Here is an 18,504-nt window from a genome sequence, read left to right as displayed (position 1 = left end):
GCGTGTGACTGTCACGGGAAGTCCCAGTCTAAATATCCGTTTTCAACAATAGGAACCCAGCCCCGGCACGGACTATCGGAGTCGAGGGCATCGGCGACATCTTTGATCATGGCTGCGAGCGATGGCCAGCGCATCAACCCCTGGTCGGTGTCCTCACCGATGAACTCGACAACGCAGCCCATTTCATCACCGCTACGAGTGTCGATGACCACGTACTCGCTGGAGTCGTTGGCCGCGATTGGAATGTAAGACTCCAGAAAGGTGAACGCGGTGGTGCCAGCTGGAGCGGCCAGCAAACCATCGCCCCCTACTGCCGCTGTGGTGGGTGCCCAAATGCGGCACAGTGAAGTCCACTCCTGTTCGAGTTCCACGAGAGTCACTGGCCGGTAACCGGGGATCACCTGAGGATAGGCTCGGCCTTGATCGCTACCGTTGTGGAGCAAGAACCATGTCCGCAAGTCCGAGGGCCATTGCCTCCCGGTTGCGGATTCAGCTCGAGCAACCTTCTCGGCCTGTGCCGGTGGGTTGAGGCTGGCTGCGGTGACCGGCGCTCGTTTTTGGCACCACGAGATGATGCGGGCCCATTCGTCGGAGAGTTGGTCCATGAGCGAACTCTAGCCATGGAGTACAGCACGTTTCGAGTAGGTCGACGGGCGTTTGGGCACGGCCGTAGCGTGAGCACATCTGCAGCTATGCGCTGTCGCGACCTGATGTGGCGTCTACCATCGGCCGCAGAGGGATCCGATATCGGCGACGACGGTTCCATCATGCAAGTCGACCCATTGCGCGCCGGTTTTGCCGGCCTGTGCACTCAGCAGATGCCGTCCCTTACTCAGCCACTGCACGAACTCATAACCAGCCAGCTCCATTTGCACTGCCTCCGCAACCCACGCGGCCGCGTCTGCGTACGACGCATCCATCGACATGCCCTCGCCCCGATTGAACCCACCGATGCTGTCGACACTTCCCCAACCGATACCCACGTGATAGTCGGAGTTGATCTCGAACTCCCACACCAGGCGATCCAGTGTGACCTCGCGTCCCGCTCGAAAAGACTTCAGATCGCGGGCGACCGCATCGAGCGCACGCATCCATCCTTCGGGCGGCTCGAACTCAGGATTACCCATCGGCTGACCTGCACCCTGGTAGAGGGGGAATCGCCAGATCAGACTGTCGTACCGCATCCAATCGAAAAGGCTGTCCATAGTTCCTTTCGTTCGTCTTTGCTAATGGGACACAAGTCCCAGCCCACCTGAGACTTGTGAGCATAGAACTCGCCTCCCGGCGTTGGACTACACCAGCAGAGTCGGTCGAACACCTGACCAAGCAGGTACCCGCCCCCGAAGACTGACATGATGCCCAGATGACGACACTGGCCCGCATGATCGGACAGTCCCGACAGGGACGGTCGTGGTGGTACACGACGGCATTTTGGCTCGTGTTCCTCGTGTGCCTGTATCTGGCGCTGCGGATGGCCGGCTGGTGGTGGTTGATCATCGTGGCATTGATCGGCGTAACCATCAATTATTGCTGGTGGTCGGTGGGGCGAGAGCAGCGTAGATTCCGTTTGGTCTTCTCGGCGGTACTCGGTGGGTCGACCCTGCTGGTTTTGGTGGCTGCCGGTTGGCTCGTCCTCCACACGATCTCCGTACCCCTCGACAGCGTCGGAGACAGACGAGCGGTCTGTGGCACAATGCTCAACCCTCTGCCTGCGGACCAGTTGCGCGCGACGTGGTCTCGATCGGGCGAGCCCCTTCTCGACGCAGATCAAGTGTCCACCAACAGGTTACAGCAGAGCTGCGATAGTCGAATCCGCTACGAGGCCGGTGACCTGCCCCGAGTCCTCATCGTCGCGCTTCTTCTGGGATCCCGGGCAGCGGGACATCTGACGGCGCGACGACCGGCTTGAGATCGGTTGCCGAGTCGCCCCGCTTCTGGGGCTGCATCGAAGGTGTGCGGCTGTTCATCCGCACCGGGCGTCGACGCTGGGCATTACGACGAGTTTTGATATGCAGGGTTACCTGTAAACGTCTGCATGTTGCATCTGATGAATCATTGAGCTCCGGCGGCCGGCTGCGGGAATCTGCGCGCGCTGCGCACTCCACGACGACCTCACCTCGCTGCTACTCGATAACCCCGCCGATCTTGCCGCAACCGTATGCTTGGGTCGATATGTGGATCGGATGGATAGAAATAGACCTCCTCCTCGGCGACGTACATTCGCTCAAGGAGAAACGCTCGATGGTGCGCCCTGTCGTCTCCGAGTTGCAGCGGAAGTTCGCGATCGCTGCCGCAGAAGTGGACTACCTCGACCTGCACCGCCGAACGTGCATCGGGGCCTCGGCCGTAGCTGCGGACGCAAACCACGTCACCGATGTGATCGACAGAATCGAGAGATCTGTCTCGAGCAGGCCCGAACTACAGATAGTCGCTGTGCGACGACGAATCATTAAAGTGGACGACGTCTAGCAGTACTCCGCAGGACGGACTTCAAATAGAAGTCCCTGTACACCGGTGATCGAGTTGCTCCGGTGTCCCACGCAGTCACTCTTGGGAACTTACAGCCGGACCGTCTCCCCTCGATCGAGCAGGTCATCGGATGGGCGGAGGCTGGAGCTCGAAGCCTGGAGCTAATTCGGCGACGAGGCGGAACACTCTGGAACCCACGCAGGCGATCCGGCAGCTACCTAGTGTCGCGTGTTTGAATTGGTTTGACAGTGTCGGGATGCGAAAATGAGGGATGCGAATCGCACCTCTCGGGTTGATCGACGGCGACAGGGACAAGCTCGAAGCGATCTTGCGGGCACCGACCGCGCCTGCAGGGTTGGCGTTGCGGGCGAGGATCGTGTTGCTCGCCGCCGATGGGGTGTCGAATTCGGAGATCGCACGCAGGTGCGGCGTTTCGCGTCCGACGGTGATCACCTGGCGTGGACGGTACGGCGAACGAGGCATCGACGGCCTGTCGGACCTGCATCGATCGGGCCGGCCGCGGACGCTCGATCACTCGGCGATCGTGACAGCGACGTTGATGCCGCCACCGAAGAAACTCGGTGTCACACATTGGAGTTCGAGGTTGCTAGCCGACCATCTCGGGATAAGTTTCTACGCTGTAGCCAACGCTTGGCGTGAGTACGGTGTGCAGCCGTGGCGGGCGGAGACGTTCAAATATTCCACCGACCCGGAGCTCGTCGCCAAGGTCCACGATGTCGTCGGTCTGTACCTCGATCCACCCGAGAACGCGATCGTATTGTCACTGGACGAAAAGTCCCAGATCCAGGCCCTCGACCGCACCCAACCGATGCTCCCGATGCAGCCCGGTTCGGTCGAGAGGCACACCCACGACTACAAACGACATGGCACCACAACACTGTTCGCAGCACTCGATATCGCCACCGGCAAGGTCACCGCCTCCTGCAAACCGCGCCACCGCAGTACCGAATACCTGGCGTTCCTCAAACAGGTCGCACGGGCCTACCCCAGCCAGGAGCTGCACCTGATCGCCGACAATTACGCCACCCACAAGACCCCCGAAGTCAAAGCCTGGCTAGCCGAGAACCCCCGCATCGCAGTCCATTTCACTCCGACATCAGCGTCGTGGCTCAATCTCGTCGAAGTGTGGTTCGGGGTCATCCAACGTCAAGCACTCGGCCGCGGCGTCTTCACCTCCGTCACCGATCTGACATCGAAAATCCGTGCGTTCATCAACGGCTGGAACACCCGCGCCACACCATTCGTCTGGACCAAAACCCCGGAGGAAATCCTCAAGAAAGCGACCCGTAAAACGACTTCAAACACGAGCCACTAGTTACTAGAGTTCATTCCATTTGCGGGCCTCGACAGCTACTTCTATTCGTCGATTCCATGACCAGGCTCCTTGTGTGGCTGTGTGAGCGAGTTCGAGAAAGTGGGTGCCGACGATCGAGGACGCACTGGATTTTCTTGAGCGCCATGCTCACCGATCGAGCAGATGCCCTCGACACCGGCGGCGAATTCGGTGAGATGTGGCTGCCCGAGCATCGTCAACGGCCAGCTGGGCTGGACGTACGACGCGACGGATAGCCCAGCCGATCATCATTGCGGTCCTAGAACAGTTCGCATCACAGTCCCTGGATGGCGATTGCCGCCGTACTCCCCGCGGATGGTCCGTGTTGGGCCGTCTCGACGGGGCCGTACGCTGATTCCACGGTAGCCGTAACCGTCCGGATGCACCTTCTCCGACTCGAAATCTACGGTCTCTCCCCGACCAAATCGGCAGTCGAACCGGTGATGTGGACGGTTTCGTTCTCGCGTGTCAGAGCCCGGGTCATCACCCACAACAGAATGTAAAGGGGTCCACGGCGCTCGCGTGCGCTCAGACTAGGGGTAGACCACTACGCCCTGACTATGGTACTTGTTGTCTATGAACACATTCGATACGTCGAAAGGCGCATGAGCGCCCGTACGTTTTCCGCTCTCGGTGCCGACACACCGGGGTGTAGATCATGAAACTCGCAGAGGCCCTCGCAGAACGAGGGGAACTCGTACAACGCACCGAACATCTGAAGGTTCGGATTCTTGCCAATTCTCGGCACCAAGAAGGCGAATCACCGGCAGAAGATGCTGGTCAACTGTTGTCCGACCTCGATGGCGCACTCGACAGGCTGGAAGTGTTGATTCGTAGGATCAACCGAACCAACAGTGCTGCTCAGGTACGGGACGGAACTGTCACCGACGCACTCGCACACCGAGATGTGCTACGTATCAAACACAAAGTCATCACCGCCGCCGCAGACGCGGCATCGGGACGAGAGCGAGAACGCTACGGTCCGCGGCAACTGCGCTCGGAGCTGACCTACATCTCCGCATTGCCGGTATCCGAGCTTCGAGTGTCTGCCGACGACCTGGCTACAAAGATCCGCCGCATAGATCTCGAAATACAAAGCGTCAACTGGGAATACGACCTCATCGAAGAATAACGCACTGCCAGGTAGTGGGTAGCTTTCGTTCGGAGCGAGCACGTTCCGCGGTCGGCGGACATCCGACCAACCTCCTGCGCGATGAGCAGCGCCCGAAACAAACACTGCAGCTCAGTACATCTCACGCATGACGGTGAACCGCGCACATCTCATCACCGTGTGCTGGTCGAACGATGGCGAGGGTGGGCATGGGGCCACCTGGCAGAAGAAACCCGCAACAACGAGGAAAAAAATGGATCCACACCTGATTACGGAGGTCGAGGCGCTGATGCCGGAGAGGCCGCAGCGTGAGCTAAGGCAGTACGAGCTTTCCGGCCCATCGCCACTGGTGGCGGACACCCGCGTCGATGTTCGCGTCGGAAGAAGAGGCGCTGGTGACCTAGGTTCTTTCCCGAACAATGTGAAACCGTTTGCCCTCACCGCCGTCGTTCACGCCTATCCCCACGAGCCAGGCCAGAATCGGCCGGGTCGGGTGCGAACCCCACTCTCCGATGACGAAGCCGAAGCTTGGGCCCGAGTCGCGTTCGGAGAGAAACTATCCGACTACGCCTACCAACTCGACGTGCAGATCCCCGATCGCCTTCGAAGCCAAATACCACCGCACCAAAAGTGGTTCGTCGTCCTCGTCGACAATCACGACGAACCGATGCTCGCGCCCGACAACTTTCGCTGGGGACTGATCTTCTACACCCGATCCGAACCCCGAAAGTTGCACGCGGTGAACGACTCTGTACGAGAACATCTGGCGTCTTGCGGGCCGTATATCGACACCTCTACCTTCCGCGATGCACGCACCGACCCGGACGGAGGCTGGACGATCGATGTCGTCGGCGACACCGAGAGCCTCACACCCGTCGCCCGCGACGCCGTCGAGTCCGCCCGCCGAATCTTTCGACGTCGCGGAGCGGTCACGACCGACTTCCAGACTGTGCGTCTCGTCGTCGAAGAAACTTCACTGCAGATTCACTTCCGATGGAAGAGGAACCCGAACACTTTCTCAACCACAGTTCGTATCCCCCAGTTCGACAGTGACTTCACGAGCCCACCAGGCCACAACCCGTCGGCATGGATGTCTACGGCCGCACAGGAGCTGAGCGAGGAGTTCCACACCGGCTACATGGTGCGGGCGACACGAACTGTAGTCGACGGCATCGTCCACCTCGGCAAGGCGGATCGGGGCGGCGGCACCGAGTACCACCTGCGCGACGACATCAAAGATCCGCTCCGTCTGCATCTTCAGCGAGGAGGAGAATGCGTCGCACATGCCGTGTCATCGTTGCAGGCTGACGAGATAGCAGTTCTCTATCAGTTTGACGCACGACCCGACATTCCTACTCCCGAGTTGCGCCGGCTGGCGTGGGTGGCCCTTAGCAAAGCCGTCGATACCGGGGCGCGGTACATCGTCACGCATCTCGATCATCCAGTGCTCGAAGATCTCGGGTTCGCACCGGACGGACGAGGCCGGTTCGTGTACGACGTCGTCCCCACGACGTAGCCCGTCAGTCAACGTCGCTGCTGTTGCGAGACCGGCCGTGCGTCGTCGATCAGTACTGCGGCCAGACTCGCGAGTGTCGTCAGCGTAAAGCCAGTACGGCCAGTTTTGATACGCAGGGTTGTTGCTCGATGTCGGCACGCGTGGTGTTGACTGGATACATGAGTGATGTGAATGAAGGGGACGACGCCGAGGTCACCTACAGCGGCATCTACGAACAACTCCCCGACTGGCTCGATGTTTCAGACCTCGTTGCTGGTCAGTACGTCGCTTACTCGGGACCAGATAGTTCCCAAGGAATCTACAACCCGAACAGCACCATAAAGGTCCTCAGACGCGGCCATCCAGGAATTATTTACGATGCCACGCCTCAACACGTCAGAGTGGAATGGGCCGGCCTGGAAGAAGAGCCCGCTAGCTTCGCGGACGGATTTTGCTGTGAACCCCTGCAGCACGGGGACAGGACCGATGTAGGAGTTCCAGGCTTGGTCAAAGTTTCGCATGATGATTACGCACGGTTGGCCGCCCGGTTTGCCGCTGGCCCACCGACACACCAGTAGCCCACCGTGGCCATGGGACACAGCCGTATTTACATACGGCATTATTCGCCGGACCCCTGCACGTCCGCCGGTCCCCAAATACAAGGCCTTCACGAGCGCTGCACCATATGATGTGGTGATGACGAACCCACGAAAGAATGTCACCCGCTGATCGTGCACGTGGTGCGGCGTCTCTGGCCGACACCGTCCGTCGCCGTCATCCTGAACGGGTCCAACGCATCCGAGGTGTGATCGAACGTCAGGTTGCTTCCGACCTCGAGCTGGACGAGCGCATCGCACCCGGCGAGCATTTGCAGGGAACTGCACTACAGGCAGGTCCGGATACTACTGTCGCTGTTGGGCACAGCTTTTATCCACACACGAGCGACCTCGGCACGTTCCCGTCGGACGCTGCGCCGCACCTGATGCGGATCAAGGTCGGCGGGTTCGATTCACCCCACATCCGAAGCCTGGCGCACGCATCCACACCGATCACGTCCATCGAGGCCGAAGGTTGGATGCGGGCCGCGCTGGGCGACGAATGGGCGGACTACGCCTACCGGGTCGACTACAGAAATAAGGTCGATTTCGATGCGCCTGCAACGATGTTCCGGTTCGCAGTCGTCGTCGACCGCTCGGGTACGGCACTACTGGCACCGACTGATTTCGACTGGGCAAGAGTGGATCTGAATGATGCGCGCACTGTGCGCAAAGTCGAACCGGTCGCGCCGAACCACACCCTGAGTGCCCACCTCGCCGAGCACGGCTCCTTCGTCGATGCCGCCTCGTATCGGCCGCCCGGCATCGACTCGGACGGTCGATGGGAACTGGCAGTGACAACGGTTAATCCGAATCCAGGATCGATGCCAGCCTTCGCAGCGCTGGGCACCGCTCTGTGCATTCGTGGAAACGTAGACACGGGATTCATCCCCGAAGCCCTCGACCTGACCGGAACGACCGGGACGCTTCAATACCGCCGGCGCGGACGAGATGGAATCTTTCACAGGACCTTCCCGATACCCGACGCGGAGCCAATCGCTGGTGAGTTATCACCGAATCACGAGCGCAGCTGGAGCTACCCGGCAATGGTCACGCCAACGACACCCGTTCAGTGGGCAAGTGGACTGATCCCCCATTGGCGGGAAATGTTCGCGTATGGACCACTATGACGTGTTCAGGCGGCGCCCATGGCACGCGGGGTCGTGATCTGACCGCTGTGACCACGAGGTCTGTGAGTTCACGGGCGGGTGCACCTGCAGGGTCGTAGCGTGCGTCGTAGGACGCTGCGCTCACCGATGTCGACTGCCGAACGCTGCGTGGTGTCGTCGCTCAAGTGATTCGCCTCGTGCGGCGAACTATTTTCGATGTCGGTGGCTCGGCGTGTGCGGGTGGTCGTCGTGGGGTGCTCTGTGTGCGCAGTTTCGTCAGGGGTGAGCTTCGGTCTCGAGCTGGACGGGTATTCCAGCTTCACGGGTCCAAGGACGGTCCTGTGGCGGGCCCATCGAAACCCGTCCCCACGCACCGCCAGTTGCGGGCCCGAAAGGAGCCTAGCCGAGCCGGAAATCGGTTTGTCCCGGACGAACGGGTCCGAGGGTGGCCGTCGACGGCCGAGTGTGTCTGCCCGTGGAGTCCGGGTAGCTGACACGCGTGATCAGCCGGCCGACAATCCCGAGTGCGACCCGCCTGGGCCGTGGATGCGTGCGCTCGACGCCGTCGCACGCGACTTGAAGTGTCTCCGGGTGGGGCGTGAGGTGGAAATGCATCGGCTCATGTGGGAGTTAGAGATCGACCCCGCCTGCACCGTGACCATCGGCTGGTACAGCGCAGACGGCTTCGGTGGGTTCGGTCGCGGCGAAGGCATGTCGATGGACGCGGCCTACACCGACGCTGACGCATGGGTGGCGGATACGGTGCAAACGCATTTTGCTGGATACGAATTCGTGCAGTGGCTCAGTTTGGGGCGGTATTTGTTGACGCCGCAGGCAGACGAGGGTGGCGCCCGTTGCGTCGACCCGCACGGAGAGACCGTGGTTGCTGACATCGGATCTCTCTGCCACCGTTGATCTAGTCGACGAGAGGTCACCGTATTGTTCCGACAGTTCTCGGTGCCTGGAGGTGTATCGACGGGCCGATGGAGAATAAGCCTGAGCAGCAACGGCACCGACCGGAAAGTAGTCTTCGAGCAGTCCGTCCTGGTGTCGATCCGTAATCAGCAGCATAAGACGAACCCAGCGGCGGCGGGCCGAGCCCATTCCTCGCGTCGGCCAAGTGTCACCGCGCCCATCTGTATCGCACATACCTGGAGCGCCGACGCGTCGTTCTCGTGACATGCTCGGGTATATGTCGATGCCCTCGTCACAGGATCAGCCGGCCAGTCGGATCGACAAGGAGAAGCTCACTGATTTGGAGATGCCGCTGCCACGTTGGTGGCCTGGCCGATTAGACGCCGAGGTCGTCGGCGGTGACCTCGAGACTGGTGCTGTCATCGTGCAACTCCCCATCGAGGGCAACCCCTACCTGGCGAGAGTGCCAACAGAGGGCACCCCTGGAGGGGATACGGCCGCGACGATGGCCGAACTCGACCGCACTTTGACTCGGTACGAGTGGATCGAGGGTGACTGGAAGTACATCGTGTTCAGCGGCGAGTACCTTTCCTACGAGGATCTCGGCCATATGAAGGTGTCGATGCGGCCGACGCCACTCGAGACGTCCAGCCGGTCGGTCGTGTTCGATCCCACCGATGACGAAGTCTTCAACCTGCAACGGCAAGGGTTCGACTGGGGACTACTGCAGAACGGTTTCGTTCACACGTGCCGAGACCGGTTCACTCTCGACACGGCGGCCAGCAACCTCGCCGACCTCAATTACCTGATCCACACCTTCGACGCCGGTTCGTGGAGCGACGTCGCTGACATGCACACGGCATTCGCCGAGACGATGTCGTTCCCGGCCTATTACGGCCGCAATCTCGATGCTCTCAACGACGTCCTCAGCGACGTAAGCCGCTACAGCTACGGCAGTGACCCGCACAGCGCCGGAACGGTGGTAACGATCGCCGGGTTCGATTCCCTGCTCCAACTCGACAGACGTACGGCGCTCCTCGTGCTCGACATCTTCGCCCGTCAGGCGCGACTGGCGGCACTGTACGGGCACGCCATGCTGTGTCTGATCGAGACGTCCAACCGTGATTTTGACCGGGTGGGAGGCATGGGAGTCTTCGGCGTGAGCGTGAGTGAGTCTCCACCCGATCCGCCTCGGCCGTTCGACGAGTCGGTCATCGTCGTATTCGGTTTCGACATCTACGCAGCACCCGCCGAAGCCGAACAGTACGCAGCCGATCTGCGCTCGTCGGTAGCGCCGTTGCTCGAAGAGATCGGGCGCCACCAACTGCGCATCGAGGTCGCATCATCGAAGCGCACAACCGAATTCGAGGCGTTTCATTCCAGCTCTGGTCCCCAACGCACGCCCGGTCAGGATCTGGTCTATGTGAGCATCGGCGTCCGTGGCCGCGGTGACTGGAGTGTGCTCGGTGAAGAGATTTATCATGCAGTGACGGCGGCGAAGCTGCAGTTCGTGCAGATGAGAGACAGGATTGCCGCAGGCCCGGACCTCGAATTTGCGCTCGATTTCTACCCGGACCTCGCCTGAGTACTGGATCCGAAGCCCCTGCCGCAGACAGTCGATAATCGCGTCTTCCGTCAGCTCGCGGCCGCGGGGAACCGATAAACCGGTATTGGGTCAAATCGCGGCCACGGTCTTACGTCGACTTGCGTCCCGTTCGGATCTATGACCGATAAGCCGGTTTTATGTCAAGCCACGCCGCCGTCAGGGACCCCTGACAGCGGATGCGTTGCGGCATCGAAGCAATACGACCAGTTTCGATGCGCGGGGTTACCAGCAAAGTTCTGCATGCTGCATTCGATGAAACAGTACGCGTGCGCCTTCATCAGAAGCTAGCTCGCCTCATGAGTGTGGCGTGTCCCCGGTGAACGGGGCCATCTCGTTTTAGAGTCTTGTTGCCCCTGAAGTGGGCGGATAGGACGATGGAGAACATGGCTGGACGGAAGCGCAACTCTGCCGAGGACATCGTGCGCAAACTGCGCCGTGCCGATGAGCTGACCGCTGCAGGCAAGACGCAAGAGGAGATCGCGGCGGAGCTCGAGGTGTCGGCGGCGACGTTGTACAACTGGCGGCGTCAGTACGGCGGGATGGACACCGATGCCGCGAAGGAACTCAAGGAGCTGCGCGAGCAGAACGGCAAGCTCAAACGCCTGCTCGCCGAGGCCGAGCTGGAGAAGGACGCACTGCGGGAGGTAGCGAAGGGAAAATTCTGAGCCCAGCCGCCAAGCGCCGCGCCGTCGACATGCTCGTCAACACCATGAGTCTGTCGAAACGTCTGGCGTGCAAAGCTGTTGGGCTTGCCCGCTCCACCTACGCACGAACACCGATCGCCGACACACCCGCGGATCCCGACGCGGCCCTGAGGGCGTCGCTGCGGACATACGCAGGCTCGCATCCACTGCACGGCTTCCGTCGCGCCTGGGCGCATCTGAGGCACGACCAGGGCATGTCGGTGAACAAGAAGAAGGTGCACCGGCTCTGGAAGGAGGAGGGTCTGCAGGTTCGGATCTATCATCCCCGCAAACGCGCCGGCATCAGCTCCTGCCCGCAGATCGAAGCCGATGCGCCGAAAGTGGTGTGGGCTATGGATTTTCAGTTCGACTCCACGGTGGATGGGAAAGCGATCAAGATCGCGTCGATGATCGACGAACACACCCGGCAGTCCCTGTTGAACATCGTGGAGCGCTCGATCACCGCGCAACGACTGACCGACGAGCTCGACAAGACGTTCGCGCTGTGGGACGGACCGCCGATGGTCCTGAGAATGGACAACGGTCCGGAGTTCATTTCGCATGTGCTGCAACAGTTCTGTCGCGACCGTGTCGGTATCTCCTACATCCCGCCGGGGACGCCGTGGAACAACGGACACATCGAATCGTTCAACAACCGACTACGGAAGGAGTGCCTGAACCGCAATCACTGGACGAGCCTTCTCGAAGCGAGGGTGGTGATCGAGGACTTCAAAGACGACCACAACCATCGACACCGGCACTCATCACTCGGCTACCTCACGCCGTCCGAGTACGCTGCCCAATGCACCCACAACCACCAACCGGTCGAGGGTTGCGAGATCGACTGAAATCAATCACACCGTGGCTCTAGAACACGGTGGCCCGACTATCGGGGACCTGCCAAGTGGCCTCGAAAACCCAGAGCCCACTGGTTGAACTAGGTGTGGGCTACTGCCGCCGAGCGGACACAGTGACGGCGCTCGCTGAAATTCCCTAGTTTCGCTTATCGAAATTCCCTACCCGTGTGGCATCGCCAACGAGGGCGGGTCTCCACCGAAGCTGATGGTCTCTGACCACACACCAGCTATCGAAGGAGACCCGCTCCTCATGCTTACACAGGAGGAAGATGTGGAAATACAGGCCCTGAAGAAACGCGGGTGGACGACCGCTGCGATCGCCCGACACACCGGCCGAGACCCGAAGACGATCCGGTCGTATCTGAACGGCACCACCACCCCCGGAGTGCGCAAACGCAGCATCCCGGACCCGTTCGAGGTGTTCCTCGCCTACGTCACCGCACGGCTACTCGACGACCCCCACTTGTGGGTGCGCACGCTCTGCGACGAGCTCGAGGACCTTGGCTACGCGATGTCGTATCAAACGCTCTCCCGCAAGATCCGCGAGTTGGGACTACGCCCGATCTGCCAAGCCTGCCTGACCGCCACCGAAAGACCCAACGCTGTCATCGAACACCCGCCGGGTGAAGAGACACAATGGGATTGGGTCGATCTGCCCAACCCACCTGCCTCGTGGGGATGGGGATCGATGGCACATCTGTTCGTCGGGACCTTGGCGTGCTCGGGGAAATGGCGCGGAATCCTTGCACCCGAGATGACTCAGCCGCGTGTCGTCGACGGGCTCGACCGGATCTGCCGGGGCCTCGGCGGGGTGAGCAGGGTGTGGCGGTTCGACCGAATGGCGACCGTGTGTCTTCCCGAATCGGGTCGGATCACCGCCAGCTTCGCCGGCGTCGCCAAACATTACGGTGTGTCCGTCGCGATCTGCCCACCGAGGCGCGGGAACCGCAAAGGTGCAGTAGAGAAGTCCAATCACACTGCAGCACAGCGTTGGTGGAGAACACTGGCCGACGATCTGACGGTCGAGCAAGCCCAAGCCAGCCTCGATCGGTTCTGTAGTCTCCGCGGCGATACCCGTCTGCGAGCGACGAAAGACGGCAAAACATCGGTAGCAACGCTCGCCACCTCCGAAGGACTGCACCCGATGCCAGCGACCACCTATCCGGCGATCGTGACCACCGAACGAGTGGTCTCCCGGCAGGCGTTGGTGTCCTATCGCGGCAACCGCTACTCCGTCCCTCCCGAGCTCGCATCGGCCACCGTGACGGTCACCCAAGTCCTCGGAACCGATGTCATCGACATCGTCACCCCCTCGAACATCACCATCGCCAGACACCGGCTGGCAGCAGACGGAACCGGTGCGATGGTCCGCGATCACGGCCACATCTACGCCCTCGAACAAGCGGCGATGGCCGGCGCCAACACCGGTCGCCCGCACCGCCGCAAGGAACGCATCCCACCCGGACCCGAGTCTCTCGCTGCAGCGGACATCCTGCGAACCGCCACCGGAACAGCACACCCCACGCACGCAGAGTTGAACGAGGCCGGCAGTGGTGCAACTGAATCCGACACGAGCGATGCAATCGTCTACGACCTCTCGATCTACGAACGCGCCGCGCACGGAAGGAACACCCTGTCATGACCGACAACAAATCCACCGACCGGATACCGGCACCGAACACCGCCGAAGCAGCGAGCCTCTACCAACGCTTGCGCGGACATCTCGCAGTGCTGAAACTGCACGACGCGGCCGAAGCGCTACCGTCGGTCCTCGACCAAGCCGCAGCCGAGGAACTGTCGATGACCGCGGCGCTGGACCGGTTGCTCTCGATCGAGGTCGAGGCCACCGAAGCCCGCCGGTTGACCGGAAGACTTCGGTTCGCATGCCTACCGACACCAGCCTCGCTCGAGGACTTCGACTACGACGCCGCTGCCGGTGTCGACCGCAAGCTCATCGAGGAGCTAGCGACCTGCCGATACCTCGAAACAGCGACGAACGTGCTGCTCATCGGACCGCCCGGGGTCGGGAAGACGCACCTGTCCGTCGGGTTGGCGAGAGCCGCAGCACACGCTGGGTATCGGACGTATTTCACCACCGCAGCCGATCTCGCCGCCCGCTGCCACCGAGCTGCGTTGGAGGGCCGGTGGGCCACGACGATGCGGTTCTATGCCGGACCGACACTTCTCGTCGTCGACGAACTCGGATACCTACCGCTACCCGGTGAGGCAGCATCAGCGCTGTTTCAAGTTGTCTCGCAACGGTATATGAAGACATCGATCGTGATGACCACCAACCGTGGCGTCGGATCCTGGGGTGAAGTGCTCGGAGACAACACCGTCGCCGCAGCCATGCTCGACCGACTTCTACATCGATCGGTCGTGCTCAACCTCGACGGCGATTCCTACCGCCTACGAGACCACAACGCCAGATCGGAGAAGCTCCGCAAAGCCACCACCGGAACCCGCCAACCACTACAGTGAAGACCGCTCACGGGTAGGGAATTTCATTGAGCACGATCAGGGAAATTCGATGAGCGCCGTCAACAGGACAACATATCGAAAGATCTACGGCGCGCCACCTCCTTGTGGAACTGTCTTGATGCACCGAGATGCTGGTGGATTCGCAAGCGACGCAAAGGATCCTTGTTTGCAAGTCAGGGGGTACTCCGTGGCAGAGTTCGACGACAACATGCCTGCACGGCCGATCCTCGGAATCAAAGATGTTCTGCGGGTGTGGGCACGTGCCGACGTGGGTGGGTGGATGGTCGCGTCGTGGCTGATGACCGAGCAACCCGAACTCGGCGGACGTACGCCCCGGCAGGCACTGCTCGACGGTGACGGGCCGTCGGTCGCCGATCTCGCTCGCGCAGCGACCGAGCAGCTCGCCGCGTGAGCGAGCCGCTACCGCACTGCACCTCCTCTCCCCTCCCCCGCCGGATCACCTCCGTGATCGATTCCCCGCCTTCACAGTTCAGGCCGACATGGAGGTATTCCGTTGCCACAGCGCTGCCCGCGGGCCGTTGTGGTTCGCGAACGGTGGACACGGGCGCTTCGACCTCGCAGGCACCTACGGCACCTGCTTCACCGCCGAGTCCGAACAGATCACCCTTCTCGAAACGTGGGGCGGAATGCGGGTCGTCCCGAGCACCGAGCTCAGCACCCGCGCAGTCAAACGCCTTCAGGCAACCGACACGCGTGTACTCGCGGATCTGACATCGAACAGTGCCGCGCAATTCGGCGTCACCGCAGAGATATTCAGCACCGGGAAATACCGGCTGACACAGCTGTGGGCGTCGGCGCTTCGCAGTGCAGGATTCGCCGGGATCCGATACTGGGCGCGGCACGACCTCGCACATACCCACGCCTGTCTAAGCCTCTTCGACACCGCCGGCGCCCACACATCCGCCGGCGAGAATCCGCAGAGCTATGCGGTGACCGAGACCGACACGCTCTCCGAACGACCAGACCTGATCGAGGCGCTACAACGCGACACCGGCATCACCGTTCTCCCCGTCCCACCGTCTCTCTCAGGCTGACGACCGGGTGGTGGAGCACACACGAGCTCGGCCGCCGTCATTCATTCATTCAACGGTGTACCCGCGCTCCGCCGGAGCCATTCGAACAGCCGACAGTCTCGGCGCAGCAAGCAGTGCGTGAACGACAGTTACCGCAGCGTCAATACATATCTGTTTCGGACCTTCATCTGACCGCCACCGCTCAATCCCGTCGACAAGTTGAAAACCGTCGTGTCGCGCCCCGAGCTACTCAAGCTGGACTACGAATGCAGAGGAGAGGAAGTACACGCCGAACTCGGTCCCCACGATGGACCCGGACACCGTCGAGCCGCTCGCATCGGTCGGCACCGGCCAAACCCATTTATCATCTCCGGTGTCGGCCGCGGACGCGATCACCGAGGAACCCGTGGACGTGTACACGGTCTCCCCCACAGTCGTCGATCCTGCGAACGGCTCCTGAAGGTGCCACACCTCTTTCCCCATTTCGGTGTCGACAACCGATGTATCCGAACGTAGTTCGAGACCGTCGATCGCTGCACCGGTGCGGGGTTCGAAGAACGCCGCCTCGCCGCCGAGGGTGACGACACCATATCCACCGTCGATATGAATCATTGTTTCGTCCAGTCCTTCGTACGGCGCGAACGCGGTGATCGGCAGTGACCACGCGGCGGCCAGGGCGTCGACGTCACCGCCGTGCAGGTTTGATTCGCTGTCCTCCGGGTTGCCTTCCAGGACGTAGATCGAGGTGTCGTCGGATTCGATCGCGTACGGGAACCAGCCCGTAGGAATCGGCACCCGCCGAACCGCACCGTCCCGTACACCGATCGCGACGAACGCCGGACTGTTCGAATACGAATCGAGACAGAGGATTTCGCCCCGAACTGGTGTGCCGGCGCAACTGTTCAGACCGCCGTCCGGCGACACCGACCACAACACAGCTCCGTCCGATGCGGCGATCCCCACCAACCGGGCGTCGTCGAGCAGATACGTGCGGGGGTTTGGTAGGCCGACCGCGGCGACAAGAACATCGCCGGCGTCGATGACTGCGTTGGTGCCGGAGTCGAACTGCAGACTCGTCGTCGGTGCGACGAAGGCCGCGAAGTCGCGCCCGTACACCTCCGCGGAGTCGATCTGCCACCGCGGGTCGTGCTCCGGTGCGGACGACACCTCCGTCGTTGTCGCTGCCTGCTGGGGCGACGACACCGCAGAGGCAGCGTCGGAAGGTTCAGCCGTCGGCCGCTGGTGGGTGACCAACACGATCACCGCCGCAGCGACTGCCACCACCGCAACCGCGACGGCAACCCCGGCACGCACAGTTCCGGCGCGGCCGTACCCCCTGGGTTCCGAATCGGTCACGGCCACATCGCGATCGGTGTTTGCGTCAGCGCGTCTAGTACGTCGTATCCCAGTGGTTCGGGCAGCGAGAGCGGTGCGGTCTGTAGTCCGGGTTCGACGTCGGCTGTCGATCGCGCGGACACCTGCACTCCGTCGGGACGGGTCAGACATCCCAGGGCCGTAATTTGTCAAGCGGCGGTGGGTTGTTGTTCAGTTCGGTGTGCCCAGGCGATGTGTTCGTCGTATTTGGTGCGATGTCGTAGGCAGCCGTGCAGTAGTCCGACGAGTCGGTTGGCGAGCGCGCGGAGTGCTTGGTGGTGGAGGTCCCCGGCGGTGCGGTGTTGGTCGTAGAACGCGCGAGCTCCCGGGCTTTGGCTTATGGCGCAGAATGCCCATTGGTCGATTGCGTCGTAGAGCCGCCGGTTGCGCACGTGCCTGGACAGAACGGCCCGTTTTTTGCCGGACGCGATCGTCAGCGGTGACGTTCCGGCGTAATTTTTGCGAGACTTGGCGGTGGTGTACCGGTTGACGTCGTCACCGAATTCACCGAGCACCCGGGCGCCGAGGATGACACCGAGTCCTGGCAGGGAGAGGTAGATGTCGGCGTCCGGGTGTGCTTCAAAATGGCGTGCGAGTTCGGCTTCGAGGTCGCCGATCTGACGGTTCAGTTCCGCGATCAGCGCTACCGCCGAGCGGGTGGTGGCCGCGAATGCAGCCGCAACGGGCGGCGGTGCTGCGAGGTGCTCGGTGCGTAGCGCAGCTTGGATCTCTGCAGCTCGTGATTCGATATTGCGTTGCCGCCCTGCCCTTTTCAGTATCGCTCGGATGCTCGCTGCACTCAGGTGTGCCGCTTCGGCGGGCGAGGCGGCACGCGAGAGGACGGCGACCGCGTCGCGGTGGTGGAGACTGTTGAATGCTTCGAGTGCGGCGGGGTAGTACTCGAGGAGCGCTGAGCGCAGTGCATTGATTTGTCGGTTGCGGGACCAGATCAGGTTCTGGTGCCCGCGGGCCAACACCTTGATCGCGGCGGCGTCTGCGGTGTCACCGGCGATGGTGCGGTGGTTGTGTCGGTCGGTGCGCACCAGGTCGGCCAAGAGTTTGGCGTCACCGGCGTCGGATTTCGCACCCGAGAGGTGGTGGCGGTCTCGGTAGCGTGCGGCGGCGAGCGGGTTGATCGCGTAGACGGTGTATCCAGCTGCGAGCAGAGCCGATACCCACATGCCTCGGTCGGTTTCGATGCCGACGACGACGTCGGCAGGTTCGCGGGCATGGGAGGCCACCACGTCGTGAAACCCGCTGATGCCTGCCAGACCTTCGGGTAATCGGCGGGACGCCAAACGTTTTCCGTCGGCGTTCATCACGTGGATGTCGTGGTGGTCTTCGGCCCAGTCGTCTCCTACGAAAATCACGGGCAGTTCTCCTCACGTCCGTTTCGGTCACTGGCGGTGAGCCTCGAGGG

19 protein-coding genes are annotated in these 18,504 nt (G+C 61.8%); 14 read left to right on the top strand and 5 right to left on the bottom strand.

Annotated features, from left to right (window positions below; all coding sequences use genetic code 11):
- Window positions 1–11 precede the first annotated feature (11 nt).
- A complete protein-coding gene (locus WDS16_RS08395; protein WP_338891946.1) occupies window positions 12–605 on the bottom strand; it encodes an SMI1/KNR4 family protein in 594 nt (197 codons plus the stop codon).
- Window positions 606–719: 114 nt separating this feature from the next.
- Complete coding sequence (locus WDS16_RS08390; RefSeq protein ID WP_338891945.1) at window positions 720–1,205, bottom strand: hypothetical protein; 486 nt, start codon at window positions 1,203–1,205, stop codon at window positions 720–722.
- Between the two features lie 158 nt (window positions 1,206–1,363).
- On the opposite strand from WDS16_RS08390, the gene WDS16_RS08385 reads away from it, so the two are divergent.
- The 14 genes from WDS16_RS08385 (at window position 1,364) to WDS16_RS08320 (ending at window position 15,731) form a co-directional block, all read left to right on the top strand.
- Entirely contained in the window at window positions 1,364–1,909 is a 546-nt protein-coding gene (locus tag WDS16_RS08385; RefSeq protein ID WP_338891943.1) for a hypothetical protein, read from the top strand.
- Between the two features lie 263 nt (window positions 1,910–2,172).
- Window positions 2,173–2,469: a DUF503 domain-containing protein gene (locus WDS16_RS08380; protein WP_338891941.1), complete on the top strand. Its 297-nt coding sequence runs from the start codon at window positions 2,173–2,175 to the stop codon at window positions 2,467–2,469.
- Window positions 2,470–2,740: 271 nt separating this feature from the next.
- Window positions 2,741–3,805, top strand: coding sequence for an IS630 family transposase (locus tag WDS16_RS08375; protein ID WP_338885902.1), 1,065 nt, complete (start codon window positions 2,741–2,743; stop codon window positions 3,803–3,805).
- A 676-nt stretch (window positions 3,806–4,481) separates the two neighbouring features.
- A complete protein-coding gene (locus tag WDS16_RS08370; RefSeq protein WP_338891938.1) occupies window positions 4,482–4,955 on the top strand; it encodes a DIP1984 family protein in 474 nt (157 codons plus the stop codon).
- A gap of 232 nt (window positions 4,956–5,187) precedes the next feature.
- A complete protein-coding gene (locus WDS16_RS08365; RefSeq protein WP_338891936.1) occupies window positions 5,188–6,450 on the top strand; it encodes a hypothetical protein in 1,263 nt (420 codons plus the stop codon).
- Between the two features lie 128 nt (window positions 6,451–6,578).
- On the top strand, window positions 6,579–7,007 hold the full coding sequence (locus tag WDS16_RS08360) for a hypothetical protein (RefSeq protein ID WP_338891934.1): 429 nt from the start codon (window positions 6,579–6,581) through the stop codon (window positions 7,005–7,007).
- A gap of 137 nt (window positions 7,008–7,144) precedes the next feature.
- Window positions 7,145–8,155, top strand: coding sequence for a hypothetical protein (locus tag WDS16_RS08355; RefSeq protein ID WP_338891932.1), 1,011 nt, complete (start codon window positions 7,145–7,147; stop codon window positions 8,153–8,155).
- Window positions 8,156–8,755: 600 nt separating this feature from the next.
- Window positions 8,756–9,049, top strand: a complete 294-nt coding sequence (locus tag WDS16_RS08350) for a hypothetical protein (RefSeq protein ID WP_338891931.1) — start codon at window positions 8,756–8,758, stop codon at window positions 9,047–9,049.
- 277 nt (window positions 9,050–9,326) lie between these two features.
- Window positions 9,327–10,634, top strand: a complete 1,308-nt coding sequence (locus WDS16_RS08345) for a barstar family protein (RefSeq protein ID WP_338891929.1) — start codon at window positions 9,327–9,329, stop codon at window positions 10,632–10,634.
- 404 nt (window positions 10,635–11,038) lie between these two features.
- A protein-coding gene (locus tag WDS16_RS08340; protein WP_422395690.1) for an IS3 family transposase occupies window positions 11,039–12,186 on the top strand; the annotation gives its coding sequence in 2 pieces (ribosomal slippage) (window positions 11,039–11,306 and window positions 11,306–12,186; 1,149 coding nt in all).
- 259 nt (window positions 12,187–12,445) lie between these two features.
- A complete protein-coding gene (locus tag WDS16_RS08335) occupies window positions 12,446–13,837 on the top strand; it encodes a Mu transposase domain-containing protein (RefSeq protein ID WP_338886009.1) in 1,392 nt (463 codons plus the stop codon).
- Window positions 13,834–14,676, top strand: a complete 843-nt coding sequence (gene istB, locus WDS16_RS08330; protein ID WP_338886008.1) for an IS21-like element helper ATPase IstB — start codon at window positions 13,834–13,836, stop codon at window positions 14,674–14,676. Before WDS16_RS08335 ends, istB begins: the two co-directional genes overlap by 4 nt.
- 187 nt (window positions 14,677–14,863) lie before the next feature.
- A complete protein-coding gene (locus WDS16_RS08325; protein WP_338891927.1) occupies window positions 14,864–15,088 on the top strand; it encodes a hypothetical protein in 225 nt (74 codons plus the stop codon).
- Window positions 15,089–15,176: 88 nt separating this feature from the next.
- Window positions 15,177–15,731, top strand: a complete 555-nt coding sequence (locus WDS16_RS08320; protein WP_338891925.1) for an RES family NAD+ phosphorylase — start codon at window positions 15,177–15,179, stop codon at window positions 15,729–15,731.
- 225 nt (window positions 15,732–15,956) lie between these two features.
- Here the strand turns inward: WDS16_RS08320 and WDS16_RS08315 are convergent, their stop codons facing one another.
- The 3 genes from WDS16_RS08315 to WDS16_RS08305 are packed head-to-tail and all read right to left on the bottom strand — an operon-like array spanning window position 15,957 to window position 18,454.
- Window positions 15,957–17,066: a PQQ-binding-like beta-propeller repeat protein gene (locus WDS16_RS08315; protein WP_338891923.1), complete on the bottom strand. Its 1,110-nt coding sequence runs from the start codon at window positions 17,064–17,066 to the stop codon at window positions 15,957–15,959.
- Complete coding sequence (locus WDS16_RS08310; RefSeq protein WP_338891922.1) at window positions 17,063–17,188, bottom strand: hypothetical protein; 126 nt, start codon at window positions 17,186–17,188, stop codon at window positions 17,063–17,065. The genes WDS16_RS08315 and WDS16_RS08310 overlap by 4 nt, the downstream gene beginning before the upstream one ends.
- A 45-nt stretch (window positions 17,189–17,233) precedes the next feature.
- Complete coding sequence (locus tag WDS16_RS08305) at window positions 17,234–18,454, bottom strand: IS110 family transposase (protein WP_338886216.1); 1,221 nt, start codon at window positions 18,452–18,454, stop codon at window positions 17,234–17,236.
- Window positions 18,455–18,504 lie beyond the last annotated feature (50 nt).

Source organism: Rhodococcus sovatensis (assembly GCF_037327425.1).
Classification (GTDB): Bacteria; Actinomycetota; Actinomycetes; order Mycobacteriales; family Mycobacteriaceae; genus Rhodococcoides; species Rhodococcoides sovatense.
The sequence above is the reverse complement of the archived record's forward strand: the minus strand, read 5'-3'. Positions and strand labels throughout refer to the sequence as shown.